Raw genomic sequence first — 18,273 nt, 5'->3', positions numbered from 1 at the left:
GAAAACGACGGCTAAATGGGGCCGTCGTTTTTTGTGCTTACAAAATGGATAGAACATATCCACCGAAGGCTCCGAGTATAACGATAACCCAAGGTGGTGTTTTCCAAAAAGCGAGTAAGCAAAATAGAAGAGAAGCAAAAACGAAATCTACAGAATTCATAATTGTACTCGTCCAAATTGGATCATAAAAAGCTGCAAGTAAAATGCCGACAACGGCTGCGTTTACTCCAAGTAGTGCACCTTGTATGTAAGATACTCTCCTTACACTGTCCCAAAACGGTAAAACGCCAACAACGAGCAGGAAGGCAGGAAGAAAGATAGCGATCGTTGCAATAACTGCTCCGGCGGTTCCATTTAGCACTGCTCCTATATAAGAAGCGAATGTAAATAGTGGCCCTGGCACTGCTTGTGTTAATCCGTATCCAGCTAGAAATTGTTCTTTTGTCATCATCCCGTTTTGTACAAACTCACTTTCAAGAAGAGGAAGTACGACGTGCCCTCCTCCGAATACAAGTGCACCAGAGCGATAGAAGCTGTCAAATAAAGAGATGAAATAAGAGTATGGTCGTAACATCGGTAACAGTATTAATAGTCCGAAGAATAAGATGAGACAAGACATGGCTACCATTTTTGAAATAGGTACGTTTATTTTATTTGCTTGGCTAACGGGTTGGTCGCGATATAAAAACCAGCCGATAAAGCCAGATACTATAATGAGAATTACTTGTGTCCAGCTACTTGGCCATAATAGGGCGATTGCGGCAGTTGCAATAGCAATCGTCGCACGATTTCGGTCCGGTGTTAACTTTTGAGCCATTCCCCATATTGCATGAGCAACAATTGCGACCGCTACAAGCTTCAGTCCATGAATCCAGCCTGTACTTCCAAGTTCGAATTGGTTAAGGAAGGAAGCGAAGAAAACTAAAACGAGCACAGATGGTAGAGTGAATCCGATCCATGAAATAATGGCTCCTAATAGTCCACCTCGTAATAATCCAACTCCCATCCCGACTTGGCTGCTGGCTGGTCCAGGAAGGAATTGACATAGTGCTACTAAGTCTCCGTAACTTCGTTCATCCATCCATTTTCTTTTTTGCACGTATTCATGGTGAAAATAACCAAGATGGGCGACAGGGCCTCCAAACGAAGTAAGCCCTAATTTAAATGATACGAGAAAAATCTCCATTAATAATTGAATAGAATAGTTTTTATTTTTCAAGATACCCTCCCAGAATGTTTTTCTAAGTGCATTATACAAGGGGCAATAAAGTGAATGAAATGATTTCTATGTAAAGATTTTGTGAATCTTTTAGTTGTAATTAAAATTTGAAAAAGTCATAAATGATTATGTCTAAACCATAAAGTAGTAGAAGTAGTGCTGGGAAATTTATATGAGGAGAATGCCCGTATGACAACACATTTCTTTGCTAGGTTAACAGGAAAGAGGGAAGTACCTCCTGTAAATACAGAAGCTTACGGTGTAACAGAGCTCATTTTTAGTGAAGATTTAAAGAAGTTGCAATATCGGGTCATATTAAAAAACATAAAAAAAATCACGTCATGCCAAATTCATTTAGGGAAAGCGAATCAAATTGGTCCAGTTGTTTTAAGTTTGTTTGGTCCATTAGAGCAAGGAATTAGTGTGAATGAAGGAGTCGTTACTGGTGTAGCTAAAGTGGAAGATTTTGAAGGGCCTTTACAGGGGAGAGCATTTGACAGCTTGTTTCAAGAGATAATGCAAGCAAATGTATATGTAAATGTTTATACGAAATCTAATAAAAAGGGAGAAATAAGGGGGAGAATAAGGGAAGTAAAGAAGTAAGCGAAAAGGCTGTCCAAAAAACATTTTGGAACAGCCTTTTCTAATTATACTGGTTGCCGTTTTTGTAAATTATTATCGGTAAGTCGATATATTTTAAAAATCGCTAATATAATTTCACTTACTACGTACTAGGATACTACTTGAAAAGAGAAGCTACACTATTGCCTAGTTTAACTTTTTACAGGTTGATTTTTGATGAAGAAGTCCATTACATAAAATACTTCGTCATCTGGTATTTGTATTTCAAATGTATTTTCGATAGGTTGCAGTGCTTTTTTCACTTTCATATACATCCAGTACTCATCTTGTCTTCGTTTCTCTTTATCAGGATGAGGGAGGAGACTTTCGCCTTTTTGAAGACGGTCAACCATGCAGCTCATATGCAAAATCACACCCATTAAACTGTCGGGAGTTAGCTGTAAAGAAATCAATTCCTGAATTGTATTTAATGCATAACGAATTGTTTTAATAAGTAATGCCCCATCGTTACGCTGCATTTGTTGTTCAAGAATATCAGCCATTTTCGCATATGTTTCTTCATACGTAATCAATTCTTGAATTGGTTGAATAGCTGTGTAGTTCACAATGTCTTGGAAATGATATGTTAAGCAAGGTACTTGCACATCGAAATTCGTGACGATACAAATGATATTACGCTCTTTTTTTATGTTCTCGATCATTTTCGTTAAATCTTTTTCATGAACGATGCTAATCGGAATAATTTCAATTAAGTCTTTATCAAAGCGTAAATAGTTCTCTAACATTTTTTGAATTGCTAAAGCACTTCCTTCGCCAGTTAAACAAGCTGTTAAAATCACGGATTTCATTGGCGATAGTGGCTTTTTCTTTTCTTCCTGTACGTTTAAATAGAACGGCGTTAAGTTCTTCACTGTTTCGTATAGTGCATCTAGTGAATAGCCAAGCTGAGCTTTTCGAGCTGCTTCTAGTGCGTGTGGTGTACTCGTCATTGAAAGAACACGGACAGGGATTTTGAATTCAGTTTCTAATATATCACCAATATAAGCGAGAGATCCCATATCAACAAGTAAGAGAAGCCCGTTTACATTTTGAAGTGTTTTCATATACACTTTAACACGCTCTAAGAAGTCTTTTGGTGATTCATGCAAGGGCATATCGATACCAGTTACTTCATCGATACCGAGAAGTTCGTTTGCCACGTTTGCCATTTCTGTTGCGATGCCATTACCGTGTGCTAATATTAATACTTTTACTTCTGTTTGTGAGGCAGGAATTGGATCAACAACGAAGAACATTGTTAAAAAGCCAGCTTCATCAATAGGCATTGTTATTTGTAATTCTTCTTCTAATAGCTGAATACATTGCATAGCTACGGAAAAAGCTTCTTTATATTTCGTACGAATTTGATTTAATTGTGGGTGGTGAATTTGCTTCCCGCCGTGCAAACGTTGTAGAGTTGTCTGTACATGTAAACTTAAAGCGAGAAACACTTTTTCATCGAAAGTTTTAGATAAATATTTTTCAGCTAGTTCCGCAATTTTTTCACATACGGAAACGATATTACGATCCACAATTTTAAAAACATTTTCATGACTTGTTTTTTTAGATATTTGGTTAAAGTATTGGACGAAAAAGCTTTGAATATCATTTTCTATTAATAATTCTAATTCTTCCTCTTCAATGCCGCGTGCTTGAAGTTCTTCATATTTATAATCAATATAATCGTAAATAGAAGAGCGACTTCCTTCGGGTTTTATTGTATGTTTACTCCAACCTTCATCACCTGTAAATACAAATGTTTCATTTGGTATTTGATATAGATGACGGCTCTTTCTTTCAATAAATAATCCTTCTTTCATATACCAAGGTAAATCTGTACTTGAAACACAGACAGAATCACGTTTTTTTGTTACGAAATCAGAATAAGCTTTCGCACAGGCGATTTGTACGTCCGTTTTCAATTGGCCGATGTTATTTGGACAATTGTAAAAGACGAAAGCGCGCATTGTATTTGGACTAACATGAATCTCTTTCCTTAGACGAATTGCTTCATTTGTGAAAAATAGCTGTAGTAAGGCAAACCGTTCTTTATGTGTTCGCTCACGAAGTGGTGGAAGCGTAACGGTCATCGGAATACGTCTTGTAAATGTTTTTAATAAAAATGAATTTGGTTCTTCGGTTGTTGCAGTAATAATCAACACTCGTGCCTTACGTTCATTTTCTGTTTCTCCAAGGCGGCGGTATACCCCGCGGTCAATAAAGGTGAAAAGCATTTCTTGTCCCTCTGGAGGAAGGCGATGTACTTCATCTAAGAAAAGGATTCCTTCATGTGCTTTTTCAATTAATCCTTTTTGATCACTGGCACCTGTGTAAGCTCCTTTTTTTATCCCGAATAACTGTCCAAGTAGTAGTTGTGGATTGTTTGCATAATCAGCACAGTTAAAGACGATAAAAGGTGCATCTTTTGGAAGTTGTTCCACTTCAATTGCGTATTCGTGCATTAAAGAAGCGAACATCGATTTTCCGACACCTGTTTCTCCAAGTAGTAAAGTATGCATACCGTTTGGAGGATAGAGAATAGAAGCTTTTGCTTTTTCAATTGCAATTTTTAGGCTTGTATTTTCAATAGCAAATGTATCTAATGAAGTGCCCTTTGTTGAATGCGTTTCCAATGAAGTGTTCGTCTCTATATAAAAACGGACAGGGCGTGTACTCGTTTTTAATAAACGATTATCTTTCACAAGCTTGTTTAAATCGCTACTAACATTTGCACGATCTAACTGTAGAAGTGTAGCGAGTTCTGATGCTGTTACACCTTCTGTATAATTCCCTTTTTGTATTGCGTTAAAAATGAGATCTATTCGTTTCATTTCTATTCACCTCGAAACTTCATCACTATTTAAAATTTTACACAAAAATGGGAAGTGTGGGAAGAGAAAAATAAAACAGCTTTAGTACATAGGCACTAAAGCTGTTACAATCTTGTGTCTTTCCAAAAATTCACTTCGAGATGGGAAGATGGATTGTAGGGAAGTAGTTTATATCCTTGTGAGTGCAAATAATCAATTACTTTTGGGAGTATTTGCACTGTGACACTAGAATCATGCATTAAAATAACCTCTACTTGTTCATCGCTTTGATTTCGTACTCTTTCTAGTATTGCGGAAGGATTATCATAGCTTTTCCAGTCATATGTATCAATTGTCCAATCCCACATTTTATACTGGGCGGATACGAGTGCGTCGCGGTAATTCTTTTTTAAGTAAGGCATGCTACCGTATGGGACACGAACGAGATGTGTATTTAAATGTGTAACTTGCTGGACGATGTTTTGGGTTTGCTCCATTTCTGCAATTAGAACAGATGGATCGCCAGTATAAAGACGTTTTACATCATGCGACATACTATGGAGACCGATATAATGTCCATCTTTAATCAATCGCTCCATCGTTTTTTTATAATGTGGCACCTTTCCGCCAATAACAAAGAAAGTTGCTTTTCCGTTCTTCTCTTTTAAAATATTTAAAATTTGTGGTGTGTATTTATTTGGTCCGTCATCAAATGTTAAGTACGCAATTTTTGTTGTAGAAGAGGTAGTTTGAGTGCTTTGCTGATCTTCTGCTTGAATGTCTGTAGTTGCTTTTATATTAGATGATGCGTACATAGTAATAGTTAAAAATAAAATTATACATTGAAGTAATCGCTTGATCATAACATTCACCCTCAGTTTGACAATCAAGATGTAAAAATGAAAATTTGATACTTTTTTCGTTACCTTCGATATACGTATATCTTTCTCCAATAGAGGCACTCTCAAACAATCTATATTTTGGAAATAGGAAATAAGGAATAAAAAACAAAAAATAGCATCTTCTTCCAAGGAAGAGGATGCTATTTGAATATTTCATAATAGTAAAGGTTATACTACAATTAGTCTTCGCTTTTTTTCACTTTTTTATAGAAGGAAATAATTGGTTTGTAACGTTCGTGTACAAGACCGATTACTTCAGCAATGATTTCTGTAAAGAAGATTAAAATGAAAAGAAGAATAATGGATAACCATAATGTTGCACTACTGAAAATGATTGCATTTACACTAAAGAAAATACCCAATGCGTAAATAATTAGTACCGTTTTACGATGAGAGAATCCCATTGCAAGCAAACGGTGATGTAAATGCGATTTATCAGGTGCTGAAATAGGTTTTTTATTTACGATACGGCGGATAATTGCAAATGTCGTATCAAATATAGGTACACCTAAAATAATGATTGGAACGATAAAACTGAATAACGTTACGCTTTTGTATAATCCAAGTAACGATATAACAGAAATACAGTATCCTAAAAATAGTGCGCCTGTATCTCCCATGAAAATTTTTGCTGGATGGAAGTTGTAGAATAAAAATCCAATTGTACTTGCTAATGTAATCAGTGCTAGAGGTAATATAATAGCTGCTCCAGTACCCCATGGGCTAGTGAAGGCCATATATGCTAGCGTTGCAAGTACGATAGATGAAATCCCTGCGGATAATCCATCTAATCCATCAATTAAGTTGATGGCATTTGTAATACCTACAATCCAAAATACAGTAATTGGATAAGCAAGCCATCCGAGTTCAGTATCTCCAAGGATTGGAATATATAATACTTGCACTAGTAATCCACTTTTGACAATCATGATGGCAACTAATAGTTGTCCACCGAATTTTACCTTCGCAGATAGTTCGTACATATCATCTAAAATCCCGATGATAACAATGATGATAGCACCTAAAGTTATCGATAACATTCTTTGTTCGTACAATCCACCGACAACAAATCCTACGGCTACACCGATGAAAATTGCTAACCCGCCAAGACGAGGCATAATTTTTTGGTGTACTTTACGCGCATTTGGCTTGTCTGTTGCTCCTATTTTGAAAGCTAATTTAATAACTAAAGGAGTAACGACGAGTACAGTGATGAAAGATGCCAAAATGGCATAAATCACTTGTGAGTCCATTAATACCCCACCCTTTATAGTTTAACGTAATTTTTTCAATCGTATTTATCTGAAAATTATGATGTTTATTTACAGGCTCATAACATATGGTATCACAAAAAGATTAGAATTCAATCTTTTTTTCTTTTGGCTGTAAAGGGAGCGAATAGAATATATGACAATTGGATATGGAATGTTGTGTCCTTTGAGAAGGTTGATCTCATCTTGTGGCTTGTAATATGACATTGTACCTCCCTCTCATATAGCGATGACTTTTGTTTCAGTATTATAAGTGTTGCACGTAAAAATGAGTAAGTTCCGTGTTAAAATGTGGGAATTTACATTTTGTATATATTGCATCATTTAACTTTACAAAATCTTAAAAAATAATAAAAAAACAATTCATATAATAAAGAAGTGAAAGAGTTTTCTCATTCTTAGTGTGAGAGGGGGAAGCACAGGGGGAGTTATATGTATTCGTATATTTTCTTATGTATATTCCTGTGCGAAGGGAAAATGAAAATTACGATAATAGGTACCGGATATGTTGGATTGATTACGGGAGTAGGATTGGCGAGATTAGGACATTCAGTCACATGTTTTGATATAAATAGTGGGAAAATTGAACGGATTAAACAAGGCGAGTTACCTATTTATGAATGTGGATTAAATGAATTAATAAATGAAGCATACGAAAATAATCATTTAACTTTTACAGCAAGTAAATCAACGGCATTTAATGATGTAGAGTTTATATTCATTGCAGTTGGAACGCCATCTTCATTAGATGGAACAGCAGATTTAACGTATATTCGTAGTGCTTGTGATGATATTGGAACATATGTGAATAACGATATTATTGTTGTTACGAAAAGTACGGTTCCTGTAGGGACAAATGATGTAATGAGAAAATGGATTGAGGAGAAACTACAAGGTAGACATGAATTATATATTGTATCGAATCCAGAATTTTTAAGGGAAGGTTCTGGTATTTATGATTTTTTTCATGGTGATCGTATCGTAATTGGATCATGTAGTGAAGAAGCGGCAAGGAAAGTAGAGAATTTGTACAGCAAATTAAGCTTAGAAACGTATATTACAGATATTCGAAGTGCTGAGATGATTAAATATGCATCTAATGCTTTTTTAGCTACGAAGATTAGTTTTATTAATGAAATTTCTAATATATGTGAGCAAGTGGGTGCAGATATAGTAGATGTAGCTACAGGGATGGGGATGGATAAGAGAATTGGTGCATCTTTTTTAAACGCAGGCATCGGATATGGAGGATCTTGTTTTCCAAAAGATACGAAAGCGCTTGTGCAAATTGCAGGGAATGTTTCTCATGATTTTCGCTTGTTGAAAGCAGTCATTGAAGTGAATAATAAACAACAGTTGTTGTTAGTTGAAAAAGCGAAGAAAATTATAGATATGAAGAAGAAGCAAATTGCGGTTCTTGGTGCAGCATTCAAACCGAATACTGACGATATTAGGGAAGCGCCATCCCTTATTATAATAGAAGAATTAATTAATGTAGGTGCGGATGTGGTTTTATATGACCCGCAAGCTATTCAAAATGTAAGAAGTTTATTTGGAAATACGATACGATACGCTGAGTGTATAGATGAATCGATTAGAGAGGCGCATGCAGTTTTTATCGTAACAGAATGGGAATCAATTCGAAATTATCCGCTAGAAAAGTATGCACAGCTTATGAAGGAACCTATTCTATTTGATGGGAGAAATTGTTATACTAATGAGGATGCCGAGAAGCATGGATTAGATTATTACTCAGTTGGGCGAAAAGGCGTCTGTAATAGTAATGTTTCTCAGGCGCGTTAAAAAGTGTATTTTCACATGCATATTTTTATATGCGATAATAGAAGTTTTAACCAGTGAAAGAAAAGAGGCAATGAAATGACTGAACGCTTAAAAGTAATGACAATTTTCGGGACACGACCAGAAGCAATTAAAATGGCACCTCTTGTATTAGAGTTGCAAAAGCACCCAGAAAAGATTGAATCAATTGTGACTGTAACAGCACAACACCGTCAAATGTTAGATCAAGTATTAAATATCTTTGGAATTACGCCAGATTTCGATTTGAATATCATGAAAGATCGTCAAACGTTAATTGATATTACAACACGTGGTTTAGAAGGCTTAGATAAAGTAATGAAAGAAGCGAAGCCTGATATCGTACTTGTGCATGGTGATACAACGACGACATTTATTGCAAGCTTAGCTGCTTTCTATAATCAAATTCCAGTAGGACATGTTGAAGCAGGACTTCGTACGTGGGATAAGTATTCTCCATATCCAGAAGAGATGAATCGCCAACTAACAGGTGTAATGGCGGATCTTCATTTCTCACCTACAACAAAATCAGCAACGAACTTACAAAAAGAAAATAAAGATGAGTCACGTATTTTCGTAACAGGAAATACAGCGATCGATGCATTGAAAACGACTGTAAAAGAAACATATAGTCATCCTGTACTAGAGAAGCTTGGAAATGACCGTCTTGTACTTATGACAGCACACCGTCGTGAAAATTTAGGAGAACCAATGCGCAATATGTTCCGTGCAATTAAGCGTCTTGTTGATAAACACGAAGATGTACAAGTTGTATATCCTGTTCATATGAATCCTGTTGTTCGCGAAATAGCGAATGATATTTTAGGCGAGCATAGCCGCATTCATTTAATTGAGCCGCTAGATGTAATCGATTTCCATAACGTTGCAGCTCGTTCATACTTAATGTTAACTGATTCTGGTGGTGTACAAGAGGAAGCACCATCACTAGGTGTGCCAGTTCTTGTCCTTCGTGATACGACGGAACGCCCAGAAGGTATCGAAGCAGGTACGCTGAAATTAGCAGGAACAGATGAAGAGACAATCTTTGGTCTTGCTGATGAGTTGTTATCTGATAAAGAAGCTCATGATAAGATGACGAAAGCATCTAACCCTTACGGCGATGGTCGTGCATCAGAGCGTATTGTAGAAGCGATTTTACAACACTTCAACAAGTAGAGTGAAACTTTAATAAATGGGGTTTGCATCTTCCGTTTATTATTGGCCCACAACAATTGCGGGAAATAAAAAGAGCCAAATCGTATACGATTTGGCTCTTTTTTCATTCATGATTCCTCATAATCCACTCTGCATGAGCATTTGTAGAAGGGGGAGGAGGAGGTGGTGTTTTGTTCTCACTCGGTTCCTTCTTTGCTTTTGCACTGGAGTTAGAATTTGCATCGGAATTTGTATTCTCATTTTTCGTAGTCTCTGTTGGGGCTTGTTCTTTTTCCCCTATTTCTTTTTCAATTTCCTTACGTACCGTCTCTACACTGATTGGATCCGGAAGGAAGTAATAAATACCACCTATTTTTTTGTCTTCTCCTTCAATCTTTAACGTTTGTATGGTAGAAGGATCAAATCCAGATAGTTTATTGTAAAGAGCAAGTCCGTCTGAAATAGGAATGTCGGTTTTTATATATTTTCCAACGACATTCGTTAAATCCTTAATTTTAAATACAGTAGAGGCGGAATTTAATTTTTGAGCAACAGCGGCTAGTAATTGTCTTTGTCTAGCGGCCCGACCATAATCGCCGTTCGGATCCTGCTTTCGCATACGGACGTAAGCGAGTGCTTCTTCACCGTTTAAGTTTTGCTGTCCCTGCTTAAATTGGATTTTTTTGTAGTAATCCACGTCAGAACGTTCCCAAAAATCGAAAGGGACATCAACGGTAACACCGCCAACAGCATCAACGATACCTTTAAAGCCTTGGAAATCGATTTTAATATAATGGTCTACAGGAACTTTTAGAAAACCTTCGACAGTTTTGATTGCCATTTTTTCTCCACCGTAAGCATGCGCAGCGTTAATTTTGTCTTCTTTGTTCTTTCCAACGATTGGAACGCGAGTATCACGAGGAATACTCATAAGCGAAACCTTTTGAGTTTTCGGATTGACTGTCGCAAACATTAGTGAATCTGTACGACCATTTTGACCGTCTGTTGCATAATCCTCTATCCCCATAATGAGGATTGTAAAAGGTTCCTTTGTAATTTCTACATCTTCGGCTCTTAAATCCGATTTTTCACGGTTAAATCCACTGTACATCCCCATGAGAGAAGTGTAGGAATTTAACACATAAAGTCCTACACTACCAAATAAAAATGCGAAAATAAGAAAGAAGAAAAACTTTCTTCTACGTTTCTTTTTTATTCTGCTATTTTGGAGATGATAATAATGTTCTTCCATATATAATCTCCTTAGTTCATTTGTAGGGAATTAATTCACTACATTAATCTTTAAAGGCGATACGTTAGCTATTCTTAGTTAACATCTTGTTCTAAGTACAACATATCCCCTTCTTTAATTGTACATTTCCCGTTTGTTAATTCAATCATCCAATTTGTGAATGGTTGTTTTTTGTCCTCTTCTACATACGTATCAAATGTGACATTTTCTAGGTAATGTATATCTTTAATGGCATATTCTGAATTGCGTAATTCATTTTCAACTTTGCCAAGTAAAGTGTAATCAATTTCTGTTTGCATAACGCGCATTAGCTTTCGTTCAACAACGCCTACATGGTTAAGACCTTCACTTGTACATTTTCCATATGCACGAATTAATCCGCCAGCACCAAGTTTAATGCCGCCAAAATAGCGCGTAACGACAACGACAGTATCTTTTAGACCTCGTTTTTTTAATACTTCTAACATAGGTACACCAGCTGTGCCGCTTGGTTCACCGTCATCGTTCGCTTTTTGAATTTGATCTTGTTCACCGATTAAATATGCGGAACAATTATGTGTTGCATTCCAATGCTGTTTTTTTATTTTGTGTATAAATGTTTGAGCTTCATCTTCCGTTGTGGCGCGACTCACATAGCAAATGAATCTTGATTTTTGAATGACAATTTCGTGCTCGCCGTAGCCTTTAATTGTTAAATATTGTAATAACAATGGTATACGCCCCTATCTTTCAAAATGACTAGTACTTTACATTTTAAAAGCGAGCGTTTTTATATTCAAACATTTTTTACAAATATGTTGAAATTTTTGGTGAGTATTTTATCTTTTTGTTGTAATTTGTCGAGCGGGTGATTATAGTTTCTAACCGGCATTTTTATGTATGGATGCACCTTTTCTAGTTTTCGTGTAAAATTAGGGGATAAAAAATTTTTATAAGGCAGGTACGAAAATGAAAACAGCTATTGTTACCGATAGTACAGCATATATACCGAAGCATATTCGTGATGAACTCAATATATATATGATTCCATTAAACGTTGTGTTTGGAACGGAATCTTATCAAGAAGAGGCTGAAGTTTCAGCAAATGATTTTTATGTAAAAGTACGTGAACAAGAAGATCTTCCGAAAACTTCGCAACCAGCAATTGGAAAGTTTTTAGAGCTATATGAAGAGTTATCTAAAGAATATGATGCAGTTATTAGCATTCACCTTTCCAGTGGAATTAGTGGTACATACCAAACAGCAACGACAGCTGGACAGATGGTAGATGGTATTGATGTATATACGTACGACTCTGAAATTAGTTGTGAAGTACAAGGATTTTACGTGCGTGAAGGGGCGAAATTAGTAAGTGAAGGGAAAGCCCCAGAAGAGATTATCGCTCGCTTTGATGAAATGAAGCAAACGATGGATGCTTATTTTGTAGTGGATGATTTACATCATTTACAACGTGGTGGAAGATTAAATAGCGCGCAAGCTTTCATCGGTAGTTTGTTGCAAGTAAAACCAGTATTATACTTTAGAGATAAGGTAATTATTCCATTCGAAAAAATTCGTACGCGTAAAAAAGCGTTAAAGCGTATCGTTGAAATTTTTGATGAGCAGGCAAATAAAGGTGTGCCTATGGAAGCTGTTATTATTCATGCGAATCGTGAAGAGGAAGCTAATGAATGGAAACAAGAATTAGAAGAGATATACCCTCATGTTACAATTCGTACGAGTTATTTCGGAGCTGTAATTGGGACGCATTTAGGTGAAGGTGCGCTTGGTTTAGGCTGGTATACGAAGTGATAAAGATATAAAAGCTCTCTTACTTGAAGAGGGTTTTTTTACGGATATTTTACGTGGATTTGACAAGTTAATATTTGGAAATGGTAAAATGTACGTAAAATTAAATAATGAGGAAAGTTTTATTACTTACTTTTTACAAGAAACTATCTTATAATAGAAGAGAGGTGAAACATATGGAGCATAATTCTTGTTTATGTCCAAAGTTTGAGTCAGCTTTTACAATGCTTAGTAAGAAATGGACTGGCTTAATTATTAAATCTTTGCTTGAAGAGCCGAAACGTTTCAGAGAAATCGCAGATATTATACCGAATATGAGCGATCGTATGTTGTCAGAACGTTTAAAGGAATTAGAAGGTGAAGGTATTGTAGTTCGTAATGTTTACCCAGAAGTACCAGTTAGAATCGAGTACGGTTTAACTGATAAAGGGAAAGCGTTGGAAAGTGTTATGGATGAGGTCCAAAATTGGGCTGAGAAATGGATGAAGTAACGTTTCTATCTCATTCATATTGGAGTATTTTCAAAACGTAAGGGATTCCCTTACGTTTTTTTCAATTCTATAAAAAACGGCATAAGGCTCTTGAAATTCTACATATATATACAAATTTAGATATACTTTGCTATAGAGATAAATGTAATGTTACATTTATTTTACAAAACCGTAACATTAGCAAAAAAACTCCCGAATTATGGTATAAATTTTAATAGGTTATATACGGAAAATGAAAAAAGAAAGCGGTGTAAAAAATAAAATGAAAAAGCTAAAAATGGCATCTTGCGCACTAGTTGCAGGGTTAATGTTTTCAGGGCTAACACCAAATGTATTTGCAGAAGATAAAATTTCTGACGTGAAATCACAAATTAACACACAAAATGATACTTTACATAAACAACAACAAGAACGTGATGAATTACAAAAACAAATGAATGATTTAAACAAAACAATCCAAGGTTTGGATAAGTCTGTTCAAGAGAACGCTTCAAAACTTGATGAAACAACAAAAAAAGTTTCTGATACTGAGCAATTAATCGAAAATAAAAATAAAGATATTGCAGAACTACAAACAAAGATTGCAAAACGTGAAGAGTTATTAAGAAAACGTTTAGTTGCACTACAAGAACAACCGAACACGAACGTTGTAACAGAAGTTCTTGTAAACTCTAAAAACATTGCTGATTTAGTTGATCGTTTAAATTCTGTGTCTAAAATTCTTGAGTCTGACGAAGATATCATGAAAACTCAACAAGAAGATCAAACGAACGTGAAAAAAGATGTTGAGACAGTAAAAGAAAAACAAAAAGAATTAAAAGAAGCACAAGCTCAAATTGAAACTGCTAAGAAAGAACTTGACGTTGAAAAAGAGAAAAAAGCAACAGCAGTAAATGATTTAAGCGGTAAAATGGATACAGTTGTAACTTCAATGACAAGTACGGAAGGTCAATTGAAAGATCTTGAGAAACAAGCGCTACAATTACAACGTATTGCTGAAGAAGAAGCGCAAGCAAAAGCAGCACAAGAAGCTGCTGCTCAAAAACAAGCAGAACAAGCTGCTAAAGAAGCACAAGCAGAACAAGCTGCGCCAGCACAACAAGCTTCACCAGCGCAAGCACCTGCACAGCAAGCTGCACCAGCAAACAATGCTGGACAAGCTCAAAAAGAAGAGCCTAAAAAAGAAGCACCTAAAAAAGAAAAGCCAGCACCAGCACCAGCTCCAAATGCGGGTGGCGTAATTGGTAAAGCACAACAATATTTAGGTATGCCTTATGTTTGGGCAAGTGCATCTCCATCAAACGGTGGTTTTGACTGTAGTGGATTCATTTCTTACATCTTTGGTGTAGGTCGTCAAGACGTTGCAGGTTACTGGAACTCAGTTTCTAAAGTAAGTAGCCCACAACCTGGAGATTTAGTATTCTTCCAAGGCACTTATAAAGCAGGCCCGTCTCATATCGGTATTTATGTTGGGAATGGACAAATGATTCATGCGAGTGATAAAGGGATTGCGTACGGTGATATTAACAGTTCGTACAACCAAAAACATTTCTTAGGATACGGTAGATTCTAGGATTTATAATTGAATAAAACACGTGTATAAAGTCGATAGCCTACTATTTTATAAGTAGGTTATCGGCTTTTTTGAGTTTTTACGAGATAAAGAGAAGGATTTATAGTAGTGCTGGAGGTGGTTATTGATGATGTTAGCTGGTAGACAGTTATTGTTAGAAGAACTGTCTTCAGATTTGCAGGATAAATTGGAGCATTTGAAAAAGAATCGAGACGTCGTTTGTGTACAAGGGGTAATTAAGAAATCTTCAAAATATATGTGCCAACGCTGCGGAAATATAGAACAGCGACTATTTGCATCATTTCTATGTAAAAGGTGCAATAAAGTATGTACGTATTGCCGGAAGTGCATAACGATGGGCAGGGTAAGTGAATGTGCTGTACTTGTTCGCGGGATTGCTGAAATAAGCGGAGAAAATTATTTGAATCCGTTACAGTGGGAAGGTGTTTTGTCTGCTGGCCAGGAGTTAGCTGCGCAAAGTGTCGTTGACGCTGTTAAGCAGAAAGAATCATTTTTTATTTGGGCGGTGTGCGGGGCTGGAAAAACAGAAATGTTGTTTCGCGGAATTGCAGAAGCACTACAAAAGGGAGAGAGAGTTTGTATTGCAACGCCGAGAACGGACGTTGTACTTGAATTAGCACCAAGGTTACAAGAAGTGTTTCCAAATATAAATGTAGCTGCTTTATACGGAGGGAGTTTAGACCGAGAAAAAGATGCGGCGTTAATCGTTGCAACTACACATCAATTGTTACGTTATTATAGGGCGTTCCATGTCATGATTGTAGATGAGATAGATGCTTTTCCGTATCATGCAGATAAGATGTTGCATTATGCAGTACACGAAGCGATGAAAGAGGAGGCAGCACGTATTTATTTAACTGCAACTCCAGATGAAAAGTGGAAGCGTAAATTGCGGAATGGTAAGCAAAAAGGGGTTATTATTTCAGGACGTTATCATCGTCATCCATTGCCAGTCCCGATATTTCGGTGGTGCGGAAATTGGAAAAAGGGTCTTATGCGTAAAAAAATTCCTCGTGCTTTATTACAATGGTTAAATATGTACTTATCTAAACGATACCCCATTTTTCTATTTGTTCCTCATGTGCGATATGTAGAAGAAATTAGTCAGTTATTAAAATCATTAAACAATCAAATTGACGGTGTGCATGCAGAAGATCCGGCGAGAAAAGAGAAGGTAGCAGCTTTCAGAAAGGGAGAAATCCCTTTATTAGTTACAACGACAATTTTGGAACGAGGAGTAACTGTGAAAAATTTACAAGTGGCAGTTTTAGGAGCTGAGGAAGAAATATTTTCAGAAAGTGCTCTCGTTCAAATTGCAGGGCGTGCTGGCAGAAGCTCTGATGAACCGCATGGAGATGTCATCTATTTTCATTATGGAAAGACAGAGGCGATGGTGCGTGCGAAAAAACATATTCAAAGTATGAATAAGAATGCTAAAGAACAAGGATTGATAGATTGATGCATTGTCTACTTTGTGATGAGTATATTTCATATGCGATTAGTTGGTACACTTTTTTTGTTAAGCTTCATAAAAAGTATATATGTGATAGATGTGAACAAAAACTTTCCTATATTATAGGTGATATTTGCAAGGAGTGTGGCCGACCGTTAGAACTTGTACCAGCTGAATATAAAAACGGGGATATTTGCATGGACTGCATGAGGTGGACGAACGAGCAGAGGTTTCCGCCTCTCATAAATCGTTCGTTGTATGTGTATGATGAAGGGATGAAAGAAATATTAGCACAGTTTAAATTTCGAGGAGATGCTGAATTAGTGCATATTTTTCATCAGCCTTTTCGAAGTCTTTTTCAAAAATATTTTGCGAATGTTTCAGTTGCCATTCCGGTCCCTCTTAGTGAAGAGCGAGAATACGAGCGTGGTTTTAATCAAGCGGAGTTACTAGCTTCTTGTTTGCCTATCAAAATCTTTTGTACATCATTAAGAAGAATAGAAACAGAAAAACAAAGTAAGAAGAAACGTAAAGAAAGGATATCGGGGGTTAATCCTTTTTATTTTCAGGGAGAAGAGATGTTTCATGAGCAACATGTTTTAATCGTGGATGATGTGTATACGACAGGAATTACTGTTAGGCAAATTGGAAGCCTTTTGTATGATCGAGGAGCGAGGGAAGTTTCTTGTTTGACGCTTTGTAGAGGTTAATATGTGAATGTCGAAAGGAATAATAAAAAGACGACAGATCTTCTTTGACTTACAGTCTTGTCATTCGCTATAGTCAAAATATGGGGCGGATGCCCTGATTTTAAGAGTGAAGGGAATGGAATGAACATGCAAGGACGAGTAAAGTGGTTTAATGCAGAAAAGGGATTTGGGTTTATTGAGCGTGAAGATGGTGATGATGTGTTTGTTCATTTTTCTGCTATTCAACAAGAGGGGTATAAGTCGTTAGAAGAAGGTCAACAAGTGGAGTTTGATATTGTTGATGGAGCACGTGGACCACAAGCGGCTAATGTTGTGAAACTGTAAAAATTAAGTTTTTGGAAAAGATAGAGCTGTATTTTTAGCAGCATTATATAGATGGTGAAAGCTCTTGCTCGTACCAAGGGCTTTTTTGTTGTGAGGAAGTTGTCAAAAAGTTGTTTCTTTTCTGTAACCAATTGTCCACAGTTACATTCGTTATTCACGATGTTAATAGGATAAAATAAAGATAGAAACGATGCATCTTTTCATTTCAACAAAAAACGATAAAAAAATCGCAATTCCACTAATTTTTTTAAAAAAGTTAGAAGGAGTTTTTAAGCCAATGTCGAAATTATAGTACATAGGCTTGAAAGGAGGAATTCATCTATGAAATTCAACATTCGTGGTGAAAATATTGAAGTAACTCCAGCATTAGGGGAATATGTAGAAAAAAAACTAAGTAAATTAGAGCGTTATTTTGATACATTCCCAGAGATTAAAGTTAATTTAAAGGTATACTCTGACAAGCAACGTATCGAGGTGACAATTCCATTTACAGATTTATTACTTCGTGCAGAAGAAACAAATAGCGATATGTACGCTGCGATTGATTTAGTAGTTGATAAAATTGAGCGACAAATTCGTAAACATAAAACAAAAGTAAACCGTAAATTACGTGAAAAGGGTTCTGTGAAAACTAACTTTATCCTTCCAGAAGCAGTAGCTGTTCTGGATGCGGTAGAAGAGGATGAATTAGAACTTGTACGTACAAAACGATTCGATTTAAAGCCGATGGACGTTGAAGAAGCGATCTTACAAATGGATATGCTTGGACATAGTTTCTTCGTCTTCACAAATGCTGATACAAATGAAACTAATGTTGTATATGGCCGTAAAGACGGGAAATATGGTTTAATCGAAACTAAATAAT

16 protein-coding genes are annotated in these 18,273 nt (G+C 36.3%); 10 read left to right on the top strand and 6 right to left on the bottom strand.

Annotated features, from left to right (window positions below):
- Window positions 1–37: 37 nt before the first annotated feature.
- Entirely contained in the window at window positions 38–1,186 is a 1,149-nt protein-coding gene (locus EXW56_RS24805) for a chromate transporter (protein WP_420042236.1), read from the bottom strand.
- Window positions 1,187–1,408: 222 nt separating this feature from the next.
- Here EXW56_RS24805 and exsM point away from each other — a divergent pair, with 222 nt between their 5' ends.
- A complete protein-coding gene (gene exsM / locus EXW56_RS24800; protein WP_002112891.1) occupies window positions 1,409–1,822 on the top strand; it encodes an exosporium regulatory protein ExsM in 414 nt (137 codons plus the stop codon).
- A gap of 170 nt (window positions 1,823–1,992) precedes the next feature.
- On the opposite strand, the gene EXW56_RS24795 is transcribed toward exsM, so the two are convergent.
- From EXW56_RS24795 to EXW56_RS24785, 3 genes are all read right to left on the bottom strand, one after another.
- On the bottom strand, window positions 1,993–4,671 hold the full coding sequence (locus tag EXW56_RS24795) for a sigma-54-dependent transcriptional regulator (protein WP_002198846.1): 2,679 nt from the start codon (window positions 4,669–4,671) through the stop codon (window positions 1,993–1,995).
- A 104-nt stretch (window positions 4,672–4,775) separates the two neighbouring features.
- Window positions 4,776–5,513 (bottom strand): polysaccharide deacetylase family protein, encoded by a 738-nt coding sequence (locus EXW56_RS24790; protein ID WP_098988412.1) that lies wholly within the window; start codon window positions 5,511–5,513, stop codon window positions 4,776–4,778.
- A 218-nt stretch (window positions 5,514–5,731) separates the two neighbouring features.
- Window positions 5,732–6,805 (bottom strand): glycosyltransferase family 4 protein, encoded by a 1,074-nt coding sequence (locus tag EXW56_RS24785; RefSeq protein WP_002112888.1) that lies wholly within the window; start codon window positions 6,803–6,805, stop codon window positions 5,732–5,734.
- A gap of 450 nt (window positions 6,806–7,255) precedes the next feature.
- Between EXW56_RS24785 and EXW56_RS24780 the strand changes: the two genes are divergently transcribed.
- Together EXW56_RS24780 and wecB are read left to right on the top strand one after the other, a co-directional pair.
- A complete protein-coding gene (locus EXW56_RS24780) occupies window positions 7,256–8,626 on the top strand; it encodes a UDP-glucose dehydrogenase family protein (RefSeq protein WP_215597046.1) in 1,371 nt (456 codons plus the stop codon).
- Between the two features lie 75 nt (window positions 8,627–8,701).
- Entirely contained in the window at window positions 8,702–9,817 is a 1,116-nt protein-coding gene (gene wecB / locus EXW56_RS24775) for a non-hydrolyzing UDP-N-acetylglucosamine 2-epimerase (RefSeq protein ID WP_000140120.1), read from the top strand.
- 103 nt (window positions 9,818–9,920) lie between these two features.
- Here the strand turns inward: wecB and EXW56_RS24770 are convergent, their stop codons facing one another.
- Both EXW56_RS24770 and EXW56_RS24765 read right to left on the bottom strand, forming a co-directional pair.
- Window positions 9,921–11,048 (bottom strand): LCP family protein, encoded by a 1,128-nt coding sequence (locus EXW56_RS24770; RefSeq protein WP_002198850.1) that lies wholly within the window; start codon window positions 11,046–11,048, stop codon window positions 9,921–9,923.
- 74 nt (window positions 11,049–11,122) lie between these two features.
- Complete coding sequence (locus EXW56_RS24765; RefSeq protein WP_002198851.1) at window positions 11,123–11,758, bottom strand: YigZ family protein; 636 nt, start codon at window positions 11,756–11,758, stop codon at window positions 11,123–11,125.
- A 238-nt stretch (window positions 11,759–11,996) separates the two neighbouring features.
- Between EXW56_RS24765 and EXW56_RS24760 the strand changes: the two genes are divergently transcribed.
- From EXW56_RS24760 to hpf, 7 genes are all read left to right on the top strand, one after another.
- Window positions 11,997–12,839 (top strand): DegV family protein, encoded by an 843-nt coding sequence (locus EXW56_RS24760; RefSeq protein ID WP_002112883.1) that lies wholly within the window; start codon window positions 11,997–11,999, stop codon window positions 12,837–12,839.
- 173 nt (window positions 12,840–13,012) lie between these two features.
- Window positions 13,013–13,327 (top strand): winged helix-turn-helix transcriptional regulator, encoded by a 315-nt coding sequence (locus EXW56_RS24755; RefSeq protein ID WP_002112882.1) that lies wholly within the window; start codon window positions 13,013–13,015, stop codon window positions 13,325–13,327.
- A 232-nt stretch (window positions 13,328–13,559) separates the two neighbouring features.
- Window positions 13,560–14,900 carry a C40 family peptidase gene (locus EXW56_RS24750; RefSeq protein WP_215597045.1) on the top strand — a complete coding sequence of 447 codons (1,341 nt, stop codon included), beginning with the start codon at window positions 13,560–13,562 and terminating at the stop codon, window positions 14,898–14,900.
- A 130-nt stretch (window positions 14,901–15,030) separates the two neighbouring features.
- Window positions 15,031–16,380: an ATP-dependent helicase ComFA gene (comFA, locus tag EXW56_RS24745; RefSeq protein WP_215597044.1), complete on the top strand. Its 1,350-nt coding sequence runs from the start codon at window positions 15,031–15,033 to the stop codon at window positions 16,378–16,380.
- Window positions 16,380–17,084: a ComFC family protein gene (locus EXW56_RS24740; protein WP_002198854.1), complete on the top strand. Its 705-nt coding sequence runs from the start codon at window positions 16,380–16,382 to the stop codon at window positions 17,082–17,084. The genes comFA and EXW56_RS24740 overlap by 1 nt, the downstream gene beginning before the upstream one ends.
- Before the next feature lie 126 nt (window positions 17,085–17,210).
- Entirely contained in the window at window positions 17,211–17,408 is a 198-nt protein-coding gene (gene cspC, locus EXW56_RS24735; RefSeq protein ID WP_033710669.1) for a cold shock protein CspC, read from the top strand.
- Window positions 17,409–17,729: 321 nt separating this feature from the next.
- Window positions 17,730–18,272: a ribosome hibernation-promoting factor, HPF/YfiA family gene (gene hpf, locus EXW56_RS24730; protein ID WP_002159874.1), complete on the top strand. Its 543-nt coding sequence runs from the start codon at window positions 17,730–17,732 to the stop codon at window positions 18,270–18,272.
- The last annotated feature ends 1 nt before the right edge of the window (window position 18,273 follow it).

The organism is Bacillus mycoides (genome assembly GCF_018742245.1).
Taxonomy (GTDB): domain Bacteria; phylum Bacillota; class Bacilli; order Bacillales; family Bacillaceae_G; genus Bacillus_A; species Bacillus_A cereus_U.
This window is presented reverse-complemented; position numbering and strand designations above follow the sequence as displayed.